Below are 18,489 nucleotides of genomic sequence, written 5' to 3'. Positions count from 1 at the left end.
ATTCAAACAGGAGGGGAGAAGCAATGTCGATCTATCAGTCTATTTTTAAAAAGCTTTTGGCAGCTGGCACTGCCGCTGTAGTAATGGGGAGTTTAGCTGCTCCAACTCTGATTGAAGCGGCTGTGCCGTTTGATGATGTACCAGAAAAATATCTATCAGCGGTTGAATATCTTAACACGAATGGGATTGTAAAAGGAACAGGAACACTCTATGGCACGAATGATAGTATGACACGAGGTACAACAGCGATAATGATTAGCAGAGCTCTTGGATTAGAAAATCAATCTGCTCCAGATGCAGGCTTTCCAGATGTGGGTGGTCAATATACCAATGCGGTGAATAATCTATCTTACCGAGGAATAATAAGCGGATCCGGCGGTCAATTTTTAACTAATCAAACATTAACGAGAGGAGCGATGGCTAAGATTCTAGTAAATGCTTATAACATTCCAATGGGTGTAAAAGATTCTCCTTTTGACGATGCAGTGGGAGCATTTGCTGACTATATTGATGCTATTTATGCTGCTGGTATCACCAATGGCGTGACCGCTGATCGTTTCGGATCTGAAAAGGAAATTAAACGTGGAGATTTCGCAACACTACTGTTCAAGACGATTAATCGATTTGGAGCAGGCTGTGATTATGATCCGAACTCAACAGATAATCCAGATTCACAGACAATTAATTGTCTGATTACAGAAATTGCGAGACAATCAAATGTTCCACCGGAGATCGTTAAGGCAGTAGCCGAGAAGGAAAGTGATTGGAAGCAATTTTCGAATGGGGAACCTTTTATGAATACAGATGGTGATGGGGGCATTGGATTAATGCAAATCACCAATACTGCTGACTATAATCCCGATGAAATAGGGTACAATGTAAAGGCCAATATCGAAGCGGGTGTCGATTTCTTGACAGAAGCCTTTTATAATCGCAACGATCTGCCTAAAATCAACAACCACGATCCAAAGATGCTTGAAAGTTGGTATTTTGCAGTGATGGCCTATAATGGCATTGTACCTAAGAACAGTCCTATAGTACAGGCAACGGGAGAAAGAAATACGGAAGCTTACCAAGAATTGGTGTTTGGCATTTTGGATAAGGGGAATCTCTATGTAGGGGATCCTCAACTGGAAACCAATATTGATAAGCTGAATATGAAAAAGGAAGACTTCCAGTACGATCCTAATTCAGGAAAATCAATTACCTTCCTTAAAGATTCTTATCAGTTGAATGTAGCGGACCTTACTGCTTCTAAGCAATTATTCAAAGTAGGGGATGTTGTGACATACCATTCTAATCGCCTGCGTGCGATTCCATCAACGAATGGATCTATAATTACCATTTCTATAGGTTCGAGGGTGAAAATTATCGGGGAACCAATGTCTGACCAAAACCAAAACTCAGTAAATCATTATGTATGGTATCTTGCGGAGGACATCAACACCAAAAAAATTGGTTACATTGCCTCCCCATATATCGAATAAAAAATCTTTTCGTAAAAATGGCATTTGCACTCGAAAATATGCGGGATGAACACTTTGCTTGAAAAACTTGTGGAAACTGAAAAAGCGCCTGGTACCTACCGATAATTGGTAGGATCCAAGCGCTTTTTTTAGCAGAACAGGAAAGTATGTTAAATTGAGTCGATTGTCTAGTGTCACCTCTACTTGTCTAGTCTGAACCGTGTCCTATAGCTTTTCCTAGTAATTTAGTAACTTTGCTTTTTCCAGGAAGTTAGCGAGGATTTTGGCCATCTCGTTACGTTGTGTGCTGCCTGCTGCACCGAACTTGTCTGTTGCTTTTCCGTTTATAATTCCTGCTTGGTACACTGATTCTACATCTGCTTTGGCCCAGTTGCCGATTGATCCAGCATCTGTAAAGTTTCTTAGTGTATTCGTTTTATCCAATGTTGAAAGGTCGTAGTTGATGAATTCCAATTTCATCGCGCGACCGATCATTGCTGCTGCTTCTGTCCGGGTAATCTTTTCACCAGGAGCGAATGTTCCGTTGCCTTTTCCCTGGATAATCCCATATTCAATTGCAGCCATCAATGCGTTGTTATCGTTGAACCACTCACTGCCGTTTACGTCCTTGAAGCGATCATCGTATTGCTCACCAGGCAGTCCCAGTGCACGTACCAGCAATGCAGTGAATTCCGCGCGAGTCAATTGCTGTGTGCTTCCAAATGTTCCGTCACCCTTACCTTTAATGATGTACTTGGATGCAAGAGCTTCGATGTACGGCTCTGCCCAGTCCATCCCATTATTAACGTCAGTGAAGGTCACATCGTTTTCAACAATTGTATAGGTTGAGTTAGTTAATGACTTAATCATTGCCTTATTGCCATCAAATAATGTAGGAACTGAACTGAAAGTACCATCTTCGTTCAGCTTCACAGCAACTGTTTTGGCAGTGTTGAAGCTTGTGTCACCAAGGATTTCGCGCTCTACATACGTGCTGAATTTTTTGATTTCTGTTTTCTTGTTGCTGGCTGCTGCTTCCACTGTGAAGTCGATCATCGCAGATTTCATGTTCAGCTTGCTTTTATCGTCAGGCTTCACCACGTTCACGGATACTGTAATTTGAACGTCGCTTGCTGACACACCTAGCTTTTCAGCAATATCGTCCACATTTATTTCTGAAACAGGAAGGGTGTAGCTTGCATTTCCTGTAACAATTTCAACTGTTGCTTGCTGGCTTTTCTTGGCAGCTTCAATAAATAAGCTTATAGGAAGCTGTGCTTTCGCTTTTTCACCGGTAGCTGGATTTTCAAGTTTAACAGCTATGTTCGTTTTGTCAGCTGTAATCGCATGGACGACCTCAGCTACTTTGTTAGCCATTACCTTCGTTATGACGTCGATCATGCCTGAAGGGTTCTTTTCTTTCACGACTTCTGCTGCACCTGCAGGAAGTTCGATTGTGTTAGGCTTTCCAGCTGGTGGGGCAGGAGGATTTGGGTTTCCATCGCCGTTGTCAGCAGGTGAATCTGTTGCTCTGCGGTCAAGCTTAATCACGATTGTGGTTAATGGATCAATGGTTAATGTATCTCTTGATAAGCGGAAGCCGGATTTTTCTGATACAGGCTTTGCACCTGCTTCATCGCTGTCGACAAGCACTTTTCCGCCTGAAAAATTGTAATCACCAAGTGTTAACGAACGTGGCTGACTATCAGCGTTTACGAATACATAATAGTTGCCGGTATTGTCAGTCGATACATTTTCGTATGCGATGACAAGGTCATTATTCTGAATTTCAGGGAAATTAAGCAATGTTACGTTTTGGTCAACTAATTCCATGTCGCCGAGGCGGAAAGCGTTCGTTGACTTCCTTAGCTCAATCAAACCTTGTGTGAAGGCTTTTGTTGTGGTGTTCACTGCGTATTCTTCTTTGTTTGTAGCTTTTTGCCAATCAAACATATTGATTGCATCGGAAGAATCATAAGAGTCATGGATAAAGTATCCAAATGATTTCCCTTGTTCATCCTTCAGTTCGTGGTACTTCTGGTCCGGAACGCCTTCCCCTTTCCACTGCTTCGTTCTGCCATATTCCTGGCCAGCGTGAAGAAATGCTGTTCCTTGTGAGGTTAAAATTATTGAGTTTCCAAGACGAATTCGCTTATGGATTTCCAACTCATTTTCAGGTACTGCCGGATCTTTTTTAATGGATTGTACGATTACATCGTGAAGCGTCAAGTTATCATGCGCTGCGATGTACTGGACCATATCTCCCGGATCGTCATCAGCGGTATTGCCTGGCTGCCCTTTGATGTTGTTGAAAATGGTGTTGATGTCTCTTGCTCCGCCTGTGATGAAACGTGGCTCACCTTCAGAACCGAAGCCGGATTTCAATTCATTACGGATTTCGTCAGAGAATACACCGACATCATCTGTCTTGTCCATCCAATCCTGGTCAGCCCCCATTCCAGCTAATTCTGGCTCAGCGATGTGGCCTGCGAATGTTCTCCAGCCTTCTCCGAGGAATAATGCATCAGGATTCACATCCGCTGCTGCGTCATACGCATTTTGGATGGAAGGATAGGTAGCGTCTCCCATCATATCAAAGCGCATACCGTCAATCTTGTATTCTTCGAACCAGTATTTCACTGAATCTACCATCAGCTTTTCAGCCATTGTATGGCTTGTTGCCAGGTTGTTTCCGAAGCCGCCAAGGAAGTTACCCTGAGCGTCCTTGAATGCATAGTAGTCAGGAACGATATCATTCAGCTGACTAGCTTTGGCCATATGAGTGTAAACTACGTCGAGAACAACTCCCATACCAGCATCATGGATCGCATCAATCATCTGTTTCAGTTCTTTTACGCGCAGTTCAGGATTCGTCGGGTCAAGGGAGTAAGCCCCATCTGGCGAGAAGTAGCTGTGCGGGTCATAACCCCAGTTGTACTCGTTTCCTCCAGCAGCGTAATCAAGCTCTCTTTCGGCCATCTTTGTTTCGTCCCCATAATACCAGGCCATTACAGGAAGCAACTGGACGTGAGTAACGCCAAGTGACTTAATGTATTCGAGCTTGTCTTCGAAGGCTTTGTATGAACCCCATCTTGCATTGAGGTCATCTTCGATTGAAGGGTCTGAAGTGAAGTCACGCACATGTACCTCGTAGATGACTGCATCTTCGCGCTTTTCATAGCCATCGATTTTCGCATGGTCGAATCCTTCAGGATCTGTGTCGCTAAGGTCAACGATTGCTGCCTTTCCAACAGTGTCTCCATCAGGACCAGCTTCGCCTTTCGTATTAACGGTGAAAGCTGCCAATGATTTTGCATAAGGGTCGAGCACCTGACGAGTGACTTCATCATTTGTTACATCATACTGATAAAAATAACCTTCAAGATCAGTGATGTTTAGGTCTCCAGGAGCTACGTCAACAGACCAGACTCCTTTGTTGCCTTTCTCTAGATTAATGCTGCCGATTTTTTCATTTGCATTGTCTTTATTGAAGAAGTTTGCAACTACCTGTGATGCTTTTGGTGCCCAAAGTTTCAATGTTGCTCCGCCATCTTTGTAAGTCGCACCAAGGTCATTTCCATCGTATGCATACATATCATCAAGCATTCTCCAGCCTGAAGCAGCTGAAACTGTTCTGCCTGCATACGTTATGGATAGTGGAAGCTTGTCTAAAGCGAATTGTGCTGTAATTTTTACAGAGGTTGTGCCTGTAATTTCGACGCTGTCGATTGTTACTGCAGTACCGTCTGCATCTTTGATTTCAAGAGCATCTGTTAATGCTTCAGGTGTAAGGCCGTCTGTCAGCGTGAAGCCTAATAGAATTGTACTTTCATTGAGAACTTCAGCAGATACAAGTCCTGAAGCCTGCTCCCAGTATGGAGAAACGTAGACATTGTCATCGCCTTGTTTTACCCATACGTGATTGTATTTGTCGAGAAGGTTGAATTTCTTGTCCCCGCCGTCCTTTTCTTGGGTTGCTTTGTTTAGGGTAATCATCCCGATTTCTTTTGCATTTTCATTCAGCTGGATATCGACATACGCACCATATCGGTCTATATTTTCGAAGCTTGGAGCGTCTGCTGTCCAGTTTGAAGGAGGGGATGTTACATCACCCCAGAACCATAGCCCGAAGTTTTCATAGTCAGCATTGTCACGTACATAGTGAACGCGGACTGTGTTGGCTGGAAGGTCAACTGGTTCGTATTTGTAAACCGTGTCATCGCCTTGCTTGATAAAAATCTCATTGATTTCTGGCGATGTGACTGTAAAGCCTTTGTCCCCGCCATCTTTACCAGCATCGCCTTTCGTAATGTCCATTGCGAGGAAGCCGATGTTCTTTGCGCCATCTTTAAGCTCAACGTCGATATATGCGCCATAGCTGTCCATTTTTTCGAACATTGTAGCGCCTGTCGGCCAATTGGCAGAAGGGGAAGCTACATCGTTCCACAGCCATGCTCCAAAATTTTCATAGTTGTTGTCGTTACGCTTGTAATGGATACGGACATGATTCGCAGGAATCGGTTCAACAATTGTTCCGTTTCCGCCGTCATCTTCAGTGGAAGTCGCTGCTGTGATTTCCCCGCCATCCACTGTTAGTAAAACAGTTCCACCATCTGCCTTTGCTGGGATTGTCCATGTAATTTCTCCAGCTTGTGAAGCAGTGAAAGTTTGATTTGAGTAGTGATCCGTAATAACTGATCCAGGAGCAACTGTTAAGCTTATTTTTTTTGCAGTGTCTGCTATATTTAAGCCGACATATGCTGCTTCATTTCCGTATTTTCTTGCAAAAAAGATAAATTTTTCAGCGTCAGTACCGCCGATTGTTGTGCGTTCTCCTTTAGCAAATACTTCTGAATAATCATCGCGGAAGTTCAAGACTTTTTTATAGTGATCAAGGATAGCATTTCCTTCAATCTGGTCCCAGGCAAGGTCATAGCGATTGTCATTTTGCGGATAATTATTTGCTCCGCTTTGTCCAAGTTCTTCTCCGTAGTAAATGACCGGCTGGCCTTTTGCTGTTGCTTGCAGGGAGGCGGCAAGCTTCAATTTTCCTTCGTCATTTCCTTCCTTAAAAAGAAAACCATCCTCATCGTGGCTTCCCAGGAACTGACCAAGAGTGGCATTATTATCTATTTTGCCATTGCGATCAATCAGAGCATCATTGGCTGATTCCAGTTTGCCGTTAACAAAATCATGAGCAATGTTTTTGAAACCGAAGTCAAGCAGAGAGTCCATCATCCCTGTTTCAAGGTATCCGTAGTCATTTTGAGCGCTTGCTCCCCAGCTCTCACCGATCATCTTGTGCTCAGGCATCTTTTCAGTGATTGCATTTTTAAATGCCATCCAAGTTGTATCTTCAACATGTTTTACAGTGTCAACGCGGAAATAATCGATTGTATTCCCTTTGGCTGTTTTGGCTTTATCGATCCAATCTGTCTGCCAATCGATGATAGTTTTACGGACTGCGGGATCTTCTGTCTTGAGGTCAGGAAGGCCTGCTAATTCACCGCGAACTTCATCAGATCCAACATTGCTGCCCTGGCGAAGCAGCCCACTAAATACACTCCGCTCCTCATCCGTTGGGTAGCCAGCAGGAGGATTTGTTACCTGGTTATCAATATCTTTAAGGCCATAACCTGTATGATTCAACACTACATCGACCATGATTTTTATGCCACGCTCGTGTGCTGCGTCAATCAGGTTATGGAAGTCATCCATTGTGCCAAAGTGTGGGTTAAGTTTTCCAAAATTGCTTGCCCAGTATCCATGATAAGCGTAATAGGAAGGATCACCATCTTGGTAGCGAACATCATGCTTTATGTTTTCTACAATGGGGCTGATCCAAATGGTGTTCACTCCCAAGTCATCAAGGTAGTCTAATTTCTCCGTAATTCCTTTGAAGTCTCCACCCTGATACGTTCCCCTGTCAGTAGTATCATAGTTTTGATGATAAGGATCATTGTTTGTAGAGTCTCCATCAAAGAAACGGTCAGTCAGCATGAAATAAATGATCGATTCATCCCAGTCAAAATCATTTTCGCCGACAGCTTGTCGAGTTTTTATTTCTACAGAGGCAGTACCGTTGTATAGATTTCCGAAAGAGTCTACAACAGTTAGAGGAACTTCTTTTATTCCAGCTGTGATATTGTCGTCCACTGCAATGGTAACTTCTTTTAATGCAGGGTCGATTTCCAACTGTTTGGATCCGCCAAGCGCCGAAATGTCAGCGGTGATTTTGTTGATGGTTACTTCATTAGTCATTCCTTGCACATCAACGGTCAATACTGCATTCTGGTTGTAATCGATTGCGGCTGGTGCAACTGTGCCAGCAACAGTTAATTCTCCCTTTTGGAAAACAATATCTGAAGTTGGATTGTATGGATCTTGTACTTCAGTAGTAGTTCCGTCCTCCATGGTTACAGCAAAAGTGTAAGGGGTTGTACCATTAGGGATGCCTTCATAAGTAGCAACGAACCTTTCATTCTCAGGCTCATATATCATAGGTATGATATCGCCATTAAACTTCAATTCTACTTTTTTAATCGTATCCATTGTGTTATTAGCAAAAAGCGTTTTGTCACGGTAATAGAATGTCGCATTTCCCTGATCAATTACTGGTGCAGAGCCATCAGGCACGATTCGCATCTGTTCGACGCCGCTCGTGATGAATGCCTTTGTGATTGAATCATTTTTGTTTACGGGAATAATACGGTCCTTATCGAATTCTTTCACCGCAGTGTTCCAGTTATCAGTACTGCGGATCAAAAGACCGATGCTGGCAGTTTCAGGTGCAACCGCAATATCAGCTGCAGCCATTCCATTTTCATAAGACTGAAAATTGATCTGGTCATTTTGTCTGCCAGTATTCCAGACCCAAATGTTCCAGCCATCATACTGCTGATCTTCACGTATGTAGTTGACACGAACTGTACGGTCGGTTACCTCAACAGCAGCGCTTGAGTCTACTGCAAATGCTTGAGGTGCAGGCACAAAAGGCAGCCACAAGCTCAAAATCATAACAGCCGTCATGAAGATCGAGAAATTACGCTTAGTGTTCTTTTTCATTACCATTTCTTCCCCCTTCAATAATATTTGTAGAGTGACAGAAAAGAGTATTTATAGACTCTAGACTATAACTCTACTATTTCCGTGAAATCGTTTGCACACTCGTTCAAAAAAATAATACCTCATTATGCAAACGCTTGCAACACATTTCTCCCGATAAACAAAAAAATCAAAAAATTTTGGGGGTCAGACCCCCATGGAATTAACGCGGTAAAGCACTGGGGGCCTGACCCCCAGTAAGGTAAAGGGTTAAAGGGTGCTTTATGGAAACACCAAAGAAAGATGGCTCATCAGCCACCTTTCTTTGTTTTAGAGTCTTTTAGCGCCAATGAATTTTGGCTGCCAATATGAGTTATGTATGTTAGCTATTGAAACACCTTTAGAAGTTGCTGCGTGGATCACCTGGCTATTGCCAATGTAAATTGCAACGTGAGTTACTTTCTTTCCACCGCTAGTTGCATAGAATAATAGGTCTCCGGGTTGGTATGAGGTAACCTTAGTACCGATATTATACATATCTGCAGCTGTACGAGGAAGTTTATTGTAACCAGCATTTTTGAATGCGTAAGTTACCAGGCCGGAACAGTCAAAACCGCTAGGAGTTGTTCCTCCCAAAACGTATCTGACTCCCATTTGGCTTTTAGCTATAGAAATCGCTTTTACTTGATAATCAGTGCTTACTGTAGAAGATTTTGTTACAGTGCTTCCAGGGGCAATATATTTTGAACTTACATATCCGATTTTTCCGCTGTAAGAAATTCTAGACCATCCATTATCCTGGCTTGTTACCGTTACATTGTAGCCTTTTGGCAGTTTAGTATAAACTTTACCAGAAAGAGAAGGCTGATTTCTGACATTTAAATAGCCTGAACTTACATTAATATGATAACCTGTTCCAGCAGCTGAAGCTTGATCCATGGACGGAATGACAGTGACAAGAAGTGAGATGAGCATCGTAGAAGCTATGATTCTCTTAAACAAAGTTATTTACCCCCGTTGCTAGATGTTAAACATAGCATATAATGAAAGGGGTTACGGACAAATAACAAAAAAATTACGTTTGTGTTACAAAAAACGACTAATTTCGTCATTCTTTGAATCACTCATTGATTTTCTACTATATCATTTAGCGGAAATTTACCCTAGTAGTTAGATGAAGTATATTTTCTATTAAAATGGAGAGCTATGACTTTTCTTACTAATATGGAAAATGATATTCTTAATAAGAATAAACAAAGGAGGTGGCAGTCGAACGAAAACCATTCAGTTTAGAAAGGAAAAACAAAATGAATTAAAGGAGTAGTTACAATGTCCCGTAAACCGCGAGTATGGTACCCTGGAGCGGTCTACCACATCACAGACCGGGGAAATAGGAAAATGCCCATTTTTAATGATGATAAGGACCGATTCAAATTTATGGATTTATTAGAGGAAACCCGCGTATATCACCCATTTACTCTTCATGCTTATTGTCTTATGCCCAACCACTATCATTTGCTGTTGGAAACCATCAACCATCATCCACAAGAGATTATGAAAATGCTTAACTCACGATATGGAATTTATTTTAATAAACGTCACGACTTGGTCGGACACGTTTTTCAGGGCCGATATAAATCTGAGCTAATTGACTCTGATGAATATTTTCTGAATGCCAGCCGTTACATTCACCTCAACCCTTTGGAAGGGAATGTGGTTGAGAAACTTTCTAACTATAAATGGAGCAGTTATCAAGCCTACATTTCAAACAGAGAAAATCCGCATATCTCCACTCAGCGAATTCTATCCTATTTCCCAGACCCTCCAAAAAAACACTATAAAAAAATTATCGATCATGAAATCTCCTTAAAACAAAATTCTGCAGCAATTAACTAAAAATACATTTGCATCACCACACCACCGCAATGGGGGTCTGGCCCCCATTGCGGTGGTGTGGTGAAGTTTTTCATTAGTATGATTTCCCTTTTGTCTAGGGGTATAATAGGTGTAGATGGATTGTTTAGTTGGCTGTTTATGAGTTCTGCTTGGTAAGGCATTTGCTCTCATGTTTCTACGAAAGAGTTATGGTAGAGACGGACTTCCGAGAAGGAATAATTTGAGTGATGTCGAAATGAAAATCTATAGGATGTGAATGTCGATTAGTAGTTTTCCGATTTCTATGTATTTCGATGGTTTGAGCGAATAAGAAAGTTAGCTCTACATAAATTCATCTTCCTTTGAATTAATCCAATAATAGGTCTCAAGTCTTAGAAACCATTACATTACTAGACTGTTAACGACAAGAGAATTTATGTGTAGTATAAGTATAAGTATGAGGAAAAAGTGAAACAATGACCCTGTGTTATCCGTATATTAGGAAGGAATAGAAAGGGGTATGAAGTAGCTTCTTTTCATACATGCCTGTCAACTTTGTGAGATGACCATTACCCAATTGAATTTTCTAATAAATGAGGGAAATCCCTAATTAACTATGAATAAGAACCAAAGTATCTTAAAGGGAAATTGGAGGCCGAAAAAATGACGGAAAAGGAAATTGATCTATTGAAAAATAGCGATAGTCTAATGGATGATTTGCTCGACAACCCTTTTGGCGAGCAAGGTGAATTGGTTTTAAAGACCGTGGAGAAAAAGCAGGAAAATAAACCGGTAAAATTGATAGATGTTATTCCAGAGGAAAATAGGGCAAAGGCTTATCAGTTGGCAGAACAAATCGACCCAAAAAATCATCAGGCGATGATTACCTACGGAACACAGGCACAGGAAAAACTGTTGTCTTTTTCTCATACCATGCTAGAACATGTTCAAAAAAAAGATGTAGGAGAAATTGGAGACATTATCAGCGATTTGATGAAGCAGTTGAACCATATCAGCCCGGATGAATTGAGTGCGGAGAAACCGTCCTTCTTTTCAAAAATGTTTGGGAGGGTGTCTGGCTCCCTTCAAGAAATGCTTTCCAAGTATCAGAAGACCGGAGCCCAGATTGATCGGATCAGCGTAAAACTGGACCGCAGCAAGAATGTATTGCTTTCTGATATCGGCATGCTAGAAAAATTGTATGAAAGAAACAAGGAATATTTCCAGGCATTGAATATTTATATCGCAGCCGGTGAAATAAAACTTGAAGAACTTCATGAAAAAACGATTCCAGCTTTGAAAAAGGCGGCAGCGGAGACGAACGATCAAATGAAGTACCAGGAAGTGAACGACATGATTCAGTTTGCAGACCGTCTTGATAAAAGATTGCATGACTTAAAATTGAGCAGAGAAATCACAATTCAGAGTGCTCCGCAAATCCGACTGATCCAAAATACAAATCAAGCACTCGTTGAAAAAATCCAGTCATCGATCGTTACGGCAATACCGCTTTGGAAAAACCAGGTAGCAATCGCTTTGACACTTATTCGTCAGCGACATGCCGTGGAAGCACAAAAGAAGGTGTCCAAAACTACCAACGAGTTACTACTTAAAAACGCTGAGATGTTAAAAACGAATACGATCGAGACCGCCAAGGAAAATGAACGCGGACTGGTCGATGTTGAAACATTGAAAAAGACTCAGGAAAACTTGATTTCCACCCTTGAAGAGACTTTAAGAATCCAGGAAGAAGGCCGGACAAAGCGTCGTCTCGCAGAGCAGGACCTTGCAGTGATGGAAAATGAATTAAGAGAAAAGCTGTTGGAGTTAAAGGACTAATTAGGCAAGTTGTCGCACCGGGGGGTCTGACCCCCGGTGCTTTAACGCGTTATTGTACGTGATGTACCTCGCTTGTTCTATTTGTTCCCCTTTGATCAACTTTAATCAAAAATCCGCGTTGCTTTTCTACACAACAAATTGCTTTCAAAACCACAGCCGATTTGTTAAAAATTTAGGATATTTCATTTCTGATAAACTAGTGATAATCAGGCTTAATATGTAAAATTACCTAGAAATATCCTTTATTCACCATTCGACAAGATTTGTGGTTTATGGTAAAAGTAAGATGGTAGAAACAGATAATGGAAGTTTGTAAATAGGGGGAAAAGAATTGAAACTAGCTAAGAAGATTGTTGTCGGCATCATTACGAGTTTTCTTGTATATCAGTCTGTTGGCGTGCAAACGGGTTCAGCGGCTACATATGAAGAATACCCAGTTTCTTCGGGTGTAAAATACAAGGAAAATAGGGAAGTTATCAATGGATACGACCAATCTATTAAAGTCCTGGAGGTGAATCTTCAGGATCAATATACGAAGTTGGATCTTTCGGTGCTCAAAATCGGAACTCTATCAGGTACAACAGCTCAAGCGAAATATGTCCACACAGATGAAAACAGAGTGGTAGGGGCTGTGAATGGCTCGTTTTTTGATACAAAAACCAGGCTCCCGATGTATTTGATCGCACAAAATGATACTCTCATAAACTCTGGAATTATCGCTTCCACACGCGATCAATATGTGAATGAGCCAATCGCATTTGGCATTAATGCTTCTAAAAAAGCTCAGATTGATTACTATGATTTAGATCTTACAGCCACTCATAATGGAACAAACGTGGAGATTACTAGCATAAATAAGGTCAGGACTGAAAATAATTTAATTTTATACACTCCTGAATATATGGACGGATATACGAACTCCAATCAATATGGCATGGAAGTTATTTTTACAGGTGCTACGAAGAATAAAGACTTAAAATTCGGTGATAAAATTACTGGAACAGTTAGTGAAATTCGACCGTACAACACTGTTACAAATATAAAGATCCCTGCAGACGGTTTTGTATTATCTGCCCATGGAACGGAGAATCTTCAGTTTGTAAATGAAATGAAAGTTGGCGATCAAGTAGAGGTTTCCATTAATATCGATGATAAATGGAAAGGTGCACAATACATCCTTGCTAGTGGTCCTAGACTTGTAGATAACGGGAATGTTTCCTTGAGCATTGATCCAAATAGTCAGCGGGCGCTGGAGCGTGCCCCAAGAACAGCCATTGCTGTTGACCAAACCTTAACGAAGGTTTTCATGGTAACTGTAGATGGCAGGGCAGAAGGCTATAGCAAGGGCATGAATTTGACGGAATTTGCTCAATACCTTGTAAAACTAGGAGCCTATAAAGCTATAAATCTTGATGGCGGCGGATCGACAACCATGTTGGCTCGAAGGTATGGCAATGACATGGCTTCGCTAATTAATAAGCCATCTGATGGTTGGGAAAGAGCGGTCCATACTTCATTACAAGCTGTTAGTACCGCTCCTACAGGAACAGCAAGCATGTTTGATGTAGGTCTTTCCAGCTCTACCGTCACAGTCGGAGATTCCATTACAGTATCACTAAAGTATGTACTAGATCAATTTTATAATCCAATTGCAAATGATCCTTCAAAATTAAAGCTATCCAGCCTTTTAGGAACTTTTGACGGCGCAACTTTAAAAACAACAACACCAGGTGAGGGAGTGATTGTTGCTACTTATGGCAACCTCACTAAGGAAATTCCTATAAAAGTAACTAACGAAAAATCGCCGTTCTCTGATGTTCAAAGTACAAATAAGTATTACCCGCAGATTAAGTATCTATATGACCATGAGATTATTGCAGGGTACCCAGATGGAACATACAGGCCTGCATCAACATTGAAGCGTCTGGACGCGGCATTGCTGCTAGTCCGAGCATTAAAGCTGGATACTACAAATGTGCAGGATATAGACTTTTTGGATGTCCCGAAGGAATATCGTTTTTATAAAGAAATCGCTGCGATCGCAAATGCAGGGATTATAAATGGGAAGGAAAGCGGAACGGTGTTTGACCCTAATTCTCCTTTGACAAGAGCTGAGATGGCTGCGATCCTCCAAAGGGCATTTATGTTGCAAGCATCGGGTGAAATGCCTTTCACGGATGTACCAAAAGAAAGCTTTGCATACAACGACATCTTAAGCTTATACGCAAACGGGATCACAAAAGGTTATGGAATCGAGTACAGACCAAACGGAACCGTAGACCGCGTTCAATACGCATTGTTCCTCCATCGAGCAGTAACGATGCAATAAGATTAGGAAATAATACATCACCCCTTTAAAGCGTCGGGGGTCTGACCCCCAACGCTTTAAAGGGGTGATGTTCTTTGTTTCGGTTTGATATGACATTGTTTGTTTATTTATGTATAATTGTGCAGTGAATATTTTTATTGAGGGTGCATGTGTTGTGTTATTTAATTCGTATGAATTTATTTTCTTTTTTCTTCCTGCTGTTTTTGTAATTTATTTTGTTCTTCAGTATGCGGGTCTGTCGCGGTTGGCGAAGATTTCGCTTGTTTTGGCGTCGTTGGTTTTTTACAGCTGGTGGAATATAAGTTACCTGCCTTTAATCATGATTTCTGTCGTGATAAACTACGCGGTTGGTACATACCTCGGCAAAACCAACAAACTGGGAACACGTAAATCTGTCCTGACGATTGGAATAATCTTTAATGTCGTGCTATTGGGTTATTATAAATACACGGATTTCTTTATTGAAACGGTGAATTCTTTGCTAAAAGAAAGCTTTCCCTTGCTTCACCTTGCGCTGCCGCTTGCGATCAGCTTTTTCACCTTCCAGCAAATCGCTTATCTCGTGGACAGCTATCGTTATGAAACAAAGGGATACCGGCTTGATGAGTATATGCTATTCGTTGTGTTTTTCCCACAGCTCATTGCCGGTCCAATTGTCCATCATAAAGAAGTGATGTCCCAATTCCATAACGAAAATTCACGATTGAATGCGAAAAACATTTCCCTTGGTCTTTATATCTTTGGAATTGGCCTTTTCAAAAAAGTGATGATCGCTGATACCTTTGCGATTTGGGCTAACGATGGCTACAAAAACGCCTTTGACCTGAACATTGTCGAAGCCTGGATCGCCTCCCTGTCTTATACATTCCAGCTATACTTCGACTTCAGCGGTTACGCGGACATGGCGATGGGTTCCGCGCTCTTGTTCAACATCATGCTGCCAATTAACTTTAACTCGCCATACAAGGCAGTGAATATCCAGGATTTCTGGCGCCGCTGGCATATAACACTAAGCCGTTTCCTGACTGCTTATATCTACATACCGCTTGGCGGCAGCAGGATTAGTCCATCGAGGACGTACATCAATATCATGATCATCTTTATGGTTAGCGGCTTCTGGCACGGAGCTGGCTGGACGTTCGTATTCTGGGGCTTCCTGCACGGAGTTGCTTCCGTCCTTTACAGGTGGTGGAACCGTCGTGGTTATTCGATGCCAAAACTGCTCGCGTGGTTCATCACCTTCCAATTTGTCAATGCAACATGGGTGTTCTTCCGGGCAGAGAACTTTGCACAGGCGATTGCGATTTTAAAAGCGATGTTCGGTATGGGGAAAATCGAGCTTCCAACAAGGCTGGCGAATGTTCTGGAACCAATCATTAATATTAGGCTTTTGCCAGACAATCCGATGCTATATTCTACTTCAAGCGTACTTTTAATCGTTATCAGTTTGCTTGTCGTGATCTTTAGAAAAAATTCATTTGAAATGCTGGAGAGATTCAAGCCTACGAATTGGAACATTGTATTTATCGTGTTTATTTCCATCGTATCGATTTTACAGCTAGGAAAAATTTCCGAGTTCCTATACTTCAATTTTTAAAAGAACAGAAGGTGAGCTTGTAAATGGAGCATAATTATAAGAAGTTTGTTATTAAATTCATTGCCGTCTTCTGTGCAGTGCTCTTGCTCATTGCCGGAATCGTGTATATCGCAGACCCGTATGTTTACTATCATAAAAATGGAATTTATAAGCGAACTTTCACCAAAAATTTCAATATGCGCTACCAGATTCCAGGGATGATCAGGAATTTGGAATACGAAACGCTATTTGTCGGGACGTCAATGGGCCATAATTTTAAAGAAGAGAAGATTAACGAACTTTTTCAAACGAGTTCATTTAATGCAACCATCTCCGGTTCTTCTGCAAGAGAGCAGCGGAAAGCAGTGGAGCTGGCGATGAAATCCAAAAATGTGAAGCATGTGTTCTGGGAAATCAACTATGATTCTCTGGCAGGGGAAGCAGACCGTGTGGACGCCACCTTCCCGAAATTTCTATACGATCGGAACATCATCAATGATATTCCATACCTATTAAGCTATGAGGCGTTTAAAAAGATAGGCTATCAATGGGAAAACCAGCAGCAGGTAAAATCCGATGTGAATCCCTACAGTTTTTATAAATTTGGCGACAATAAAAAGCCTCTGACGGTGGAAGCGATGAAAGAGGAATTGGCAGGACAAAGTGCTCCGCCAGCTACAGCTCATACATTGGATTCTTACATGGAAAGCTTTCGGGCAAACATGCTTCCGATGATCAAGAAATATCCCGATACTAAATTCACCTTCCTCTACACGCCATATCCGATCACAAGGCATATGATCATTCAGGAGAAGGAGCCAGGCATCAACGAAGCTCGATTAGAAACGAAGCTTAAAATCTATCATGAACTGCAGAAGTATAAGAACGCCGTAGTCTATGACTTTCAGGATGAGGAAGATATTACTTTCAATGTAGGGAACTATATCGACCGGTCCCATTATTTTCCTTATATAAATGATCTCCTGTTGAAAAAAATGGCTGCCACCAAGCCGATTCAATCTACAGAGGAATATGAAAAGAAGGTGGAAAATCTGTCTTCACAGCTTGAAAATTTCTCCTATGATCAATTAAAAGAAAAGCAACTTCATGTAAGCAATAAATAGGAGTTATATCCCTTTCCACTTCAATCTTTTCGTAACAATAAAAAACTTTGCTTAATTATGACAATGTTTCTTATTTTATCCTTGTATAAAGATGCCAACGTGGTAAAATAGGGGTGTAGCACAATTCCTGTTTTGTATTTTAAATATGTGCGAAGGTTGGGTCCTTGCCGATGAAGAGTATCTGTTCTAGCAACAGGTACTCTTCATTTTTTTTGAAAAAAACCGGTTCTCAATTTGAGACCCGGTTTTTCAAATTACTAATTATTCTCTGCGATCGATACCTTCCATTTAGAAAGATCCGGTTTTTCGATTAACACCAATTCTTTTGGAAAAATAAAAGTCCATGGTTTGCTTGTATTGGCTTTTATTTCAAAATTATCGAGGGTGAACCCGCCTTTTGCAACCACAGCCCCTGATGCGTCTTCAACCAGCAGAGGCAGCTGATGGATCTGGATGTTCTTCGTATTTCCATTTCGAATTAATACTGTGACATGTAAGTCTCCGTTTTCAGTTTCCTTAGCCTGTAGGCCAAGAAAATTTACTTCCCCTTGCTTTAAGGCAGGCAGACCTTCCACCATTTTTCTTAGCTTGTCTTTTTCTTCTTGAGGAAGCGCATTTTCCCAAGTTTCATGGAAATCAATCCGATGTGTTTCGGTTTTTCTTAGTTCGAAGGCAAGCTTCCAGCCGTGCGATGGAATACTCTCAGACAATACATCGCTTTTTTCAAAAACAAAGTGCCAAGGAACACTTGATTTTGCTGGTATTTCACCGATATCAGCAAGGTTGAATACCTTTCTTGCCAATTGTTCTCCGTTTGGCCCAATCAACAAAAGCGAGGTTTCCGAAAGATGGATCCCTTTTGCGAGACTGTTGCGGACAAAGGCAGAAACAATCAGTTTGTTATCCTCAGTCCGAAGTTCGATGCCTGCAAGGGAGATCTGGTTTGGCTTCAACGGGGGAAGCTCATTGTTTAAGAAACGCAGTACATACTCCGACTCCTGCGGAATAGTAAGAGATGGAGGAAGGACGAGTACTGTATGAACCTCTTGTTCTTCAACAGTCCCTTCCTCGTCAATCAATTCTTGCGATGAAATTACCGAATCATCCCCTTGTTTTTCTATGTTATTTTTTTTATTTCTTTTCACTAGTGTTGCACTAATTAATATTCAATATTAAAAAGACTCACAATCTTCAATATTTTTGTTTTACGCAAAGAAAAAGTCCTTTATAATAGAT

General features: G+C 41.4%; 9 protein-coding genes. 6 read left to right on the top strand and 3 right to left on the bottom strand.

Annotation, left to right across the window (positions count from 1 at the left end):
• Nucleotides 1-23: 23 nt before the first annotated feature.
• Entirely contained in the window at nt 24-1,487 is a 1,464-nt protein-coding gene (locus J2S25_RS01700) for an S-layer homology domain-containing protein (protein ID WP_307191048.1), read from the top strand.
• A 216-nt stretch (nt 1,488-1,703) separates the two neighbouring features.
• Here the strand turns inward: J2S25_RS01700 and J2S25_RS01695 are convergent, their stop codons facing one another.
• Together J2S25_RS01695 and J2S25_RS01690 are read right to left on the bottom strand one after the other, a co-directional pair.
• The gene (locus J2S25_RS01695; protein WP_307191047.1) at nt 1,704-8,537 is read right to left on the bottom strand and encodes a pullulanase; all 6,834 of its coding nucleotides are present in this window, start codon (nt 8,535-8,537) and stop codon (nt 1,704-1,706) included.
• 303 nt (nt 8,538-8,840) lie between these two features.
• Nucleotides 8,841-9,512, bottom strand: a complete 672-nt coding sequence (locus J2S25_RS01690; protein WP_052806888.1) for a C40 family peptidase — start codon at nt 9,510-9,512, stop codon at nt 8,841-8,843.
• Between the two features lie 327 nt (nt 9,513-9,839).
• On the opposite strand from J2S25_RS01690, the gene J2S25_RS01685 reads away from it, so the two are divergent.
• The 5 genes from J2S25_RS01685 to J2S25_RS01665 all read left to right on the top strand — a co-directional run bounded on the left by J2S25_RS01685 (nt 9,840) and on the right by J2S25_RS01665 (nt 17,253).
• On the top strand, nt 9,840-10,406 hold the full coding sequence (locus tag J2S25_RS01685) for a transposase (protein ID WP_044390281.1): 567 nt from the start codon (nt 9,840-9,842) through the stop codon (nt 10,404-10,406).
• 642 nt (nt 10,407-11,048) lie between these two features.
• Complete coding sequence (locus tag J2S25_RS01680; RefSeq protein ID WP_044390283.1) at nt 11,049-12,224, top strand: toxic anion resistance protein; 1,176 nt, start codon at nt 11,049-11,051, stop codon at nt 12,222-12,224.
• Nucleotides 12,225-12,555: 331 nt separating this feature from the next.
• Entirely contained in the window at nt 12,556-14,553 is a 1,998-nt protein-coding gene (locus J2S25_RS01675; RefSeq protein ID WP_307191046.1) for a phosphodiester glycosidase family protein, read from the top strand.
• 154 nt (nt 14,554-14,707) lie between these two features.
• Nucleotides 14,708-16,150, top strand: coding sequence for an MBOAT family O-acyltransferase (locus J2S25_RS01670; protein ID WP_044390287.1), 1,443 nt, complete (start codon nt 14,708-14,710; stop codon nt 16,148-16,150).
• Between the two features lie 23 nt (nt 16,151-16,173).
• A complete protein-coding gene (locus tag J2S25_RS01665) occupies nt 16,174-17,253 on the top strand; it encodes a hypothetical protein (protein WP_307191045.1) in 1,080 nt (359 codons plus the stop codon).
• Between the two features lie 257 nt (nt 17,254-17,510).
• Here J2S25_RS01665 and J2S25_RS01660 read toward each other — a convergent pair whose 3' ends face one another.
• Nucleotides 17,511-18,398 carry an accessory Sec system S-layer assembly protein gene (locus J2S25_RS01660; RefSeq protein WP_307191044.1) on the bottom strand — a complete coding sequence of 296 codons (888 nt, stop codon included), beginning with the start codon at nt 18,396-18,398 and terminating at the stop codon, nt 17,511-17,513.
• Between the last annotated feature and the right edge of the window lie 91 nt (nt 18,399-18,489).

Origin of the sequence: Mesobacillus stamsii (genome assembly GCF_030814065.1) — a bacterium.
Taxonomy (GTDB): domain Bacteria; phylum Bacillota; class Bacilli; order Bacillales; family Cytobacillaceae; genus Mesobacillus; species Mesobacillus stamsii.
This window is presented reverse-complemented; position numbering and strand designations above follow the sequence as displayed.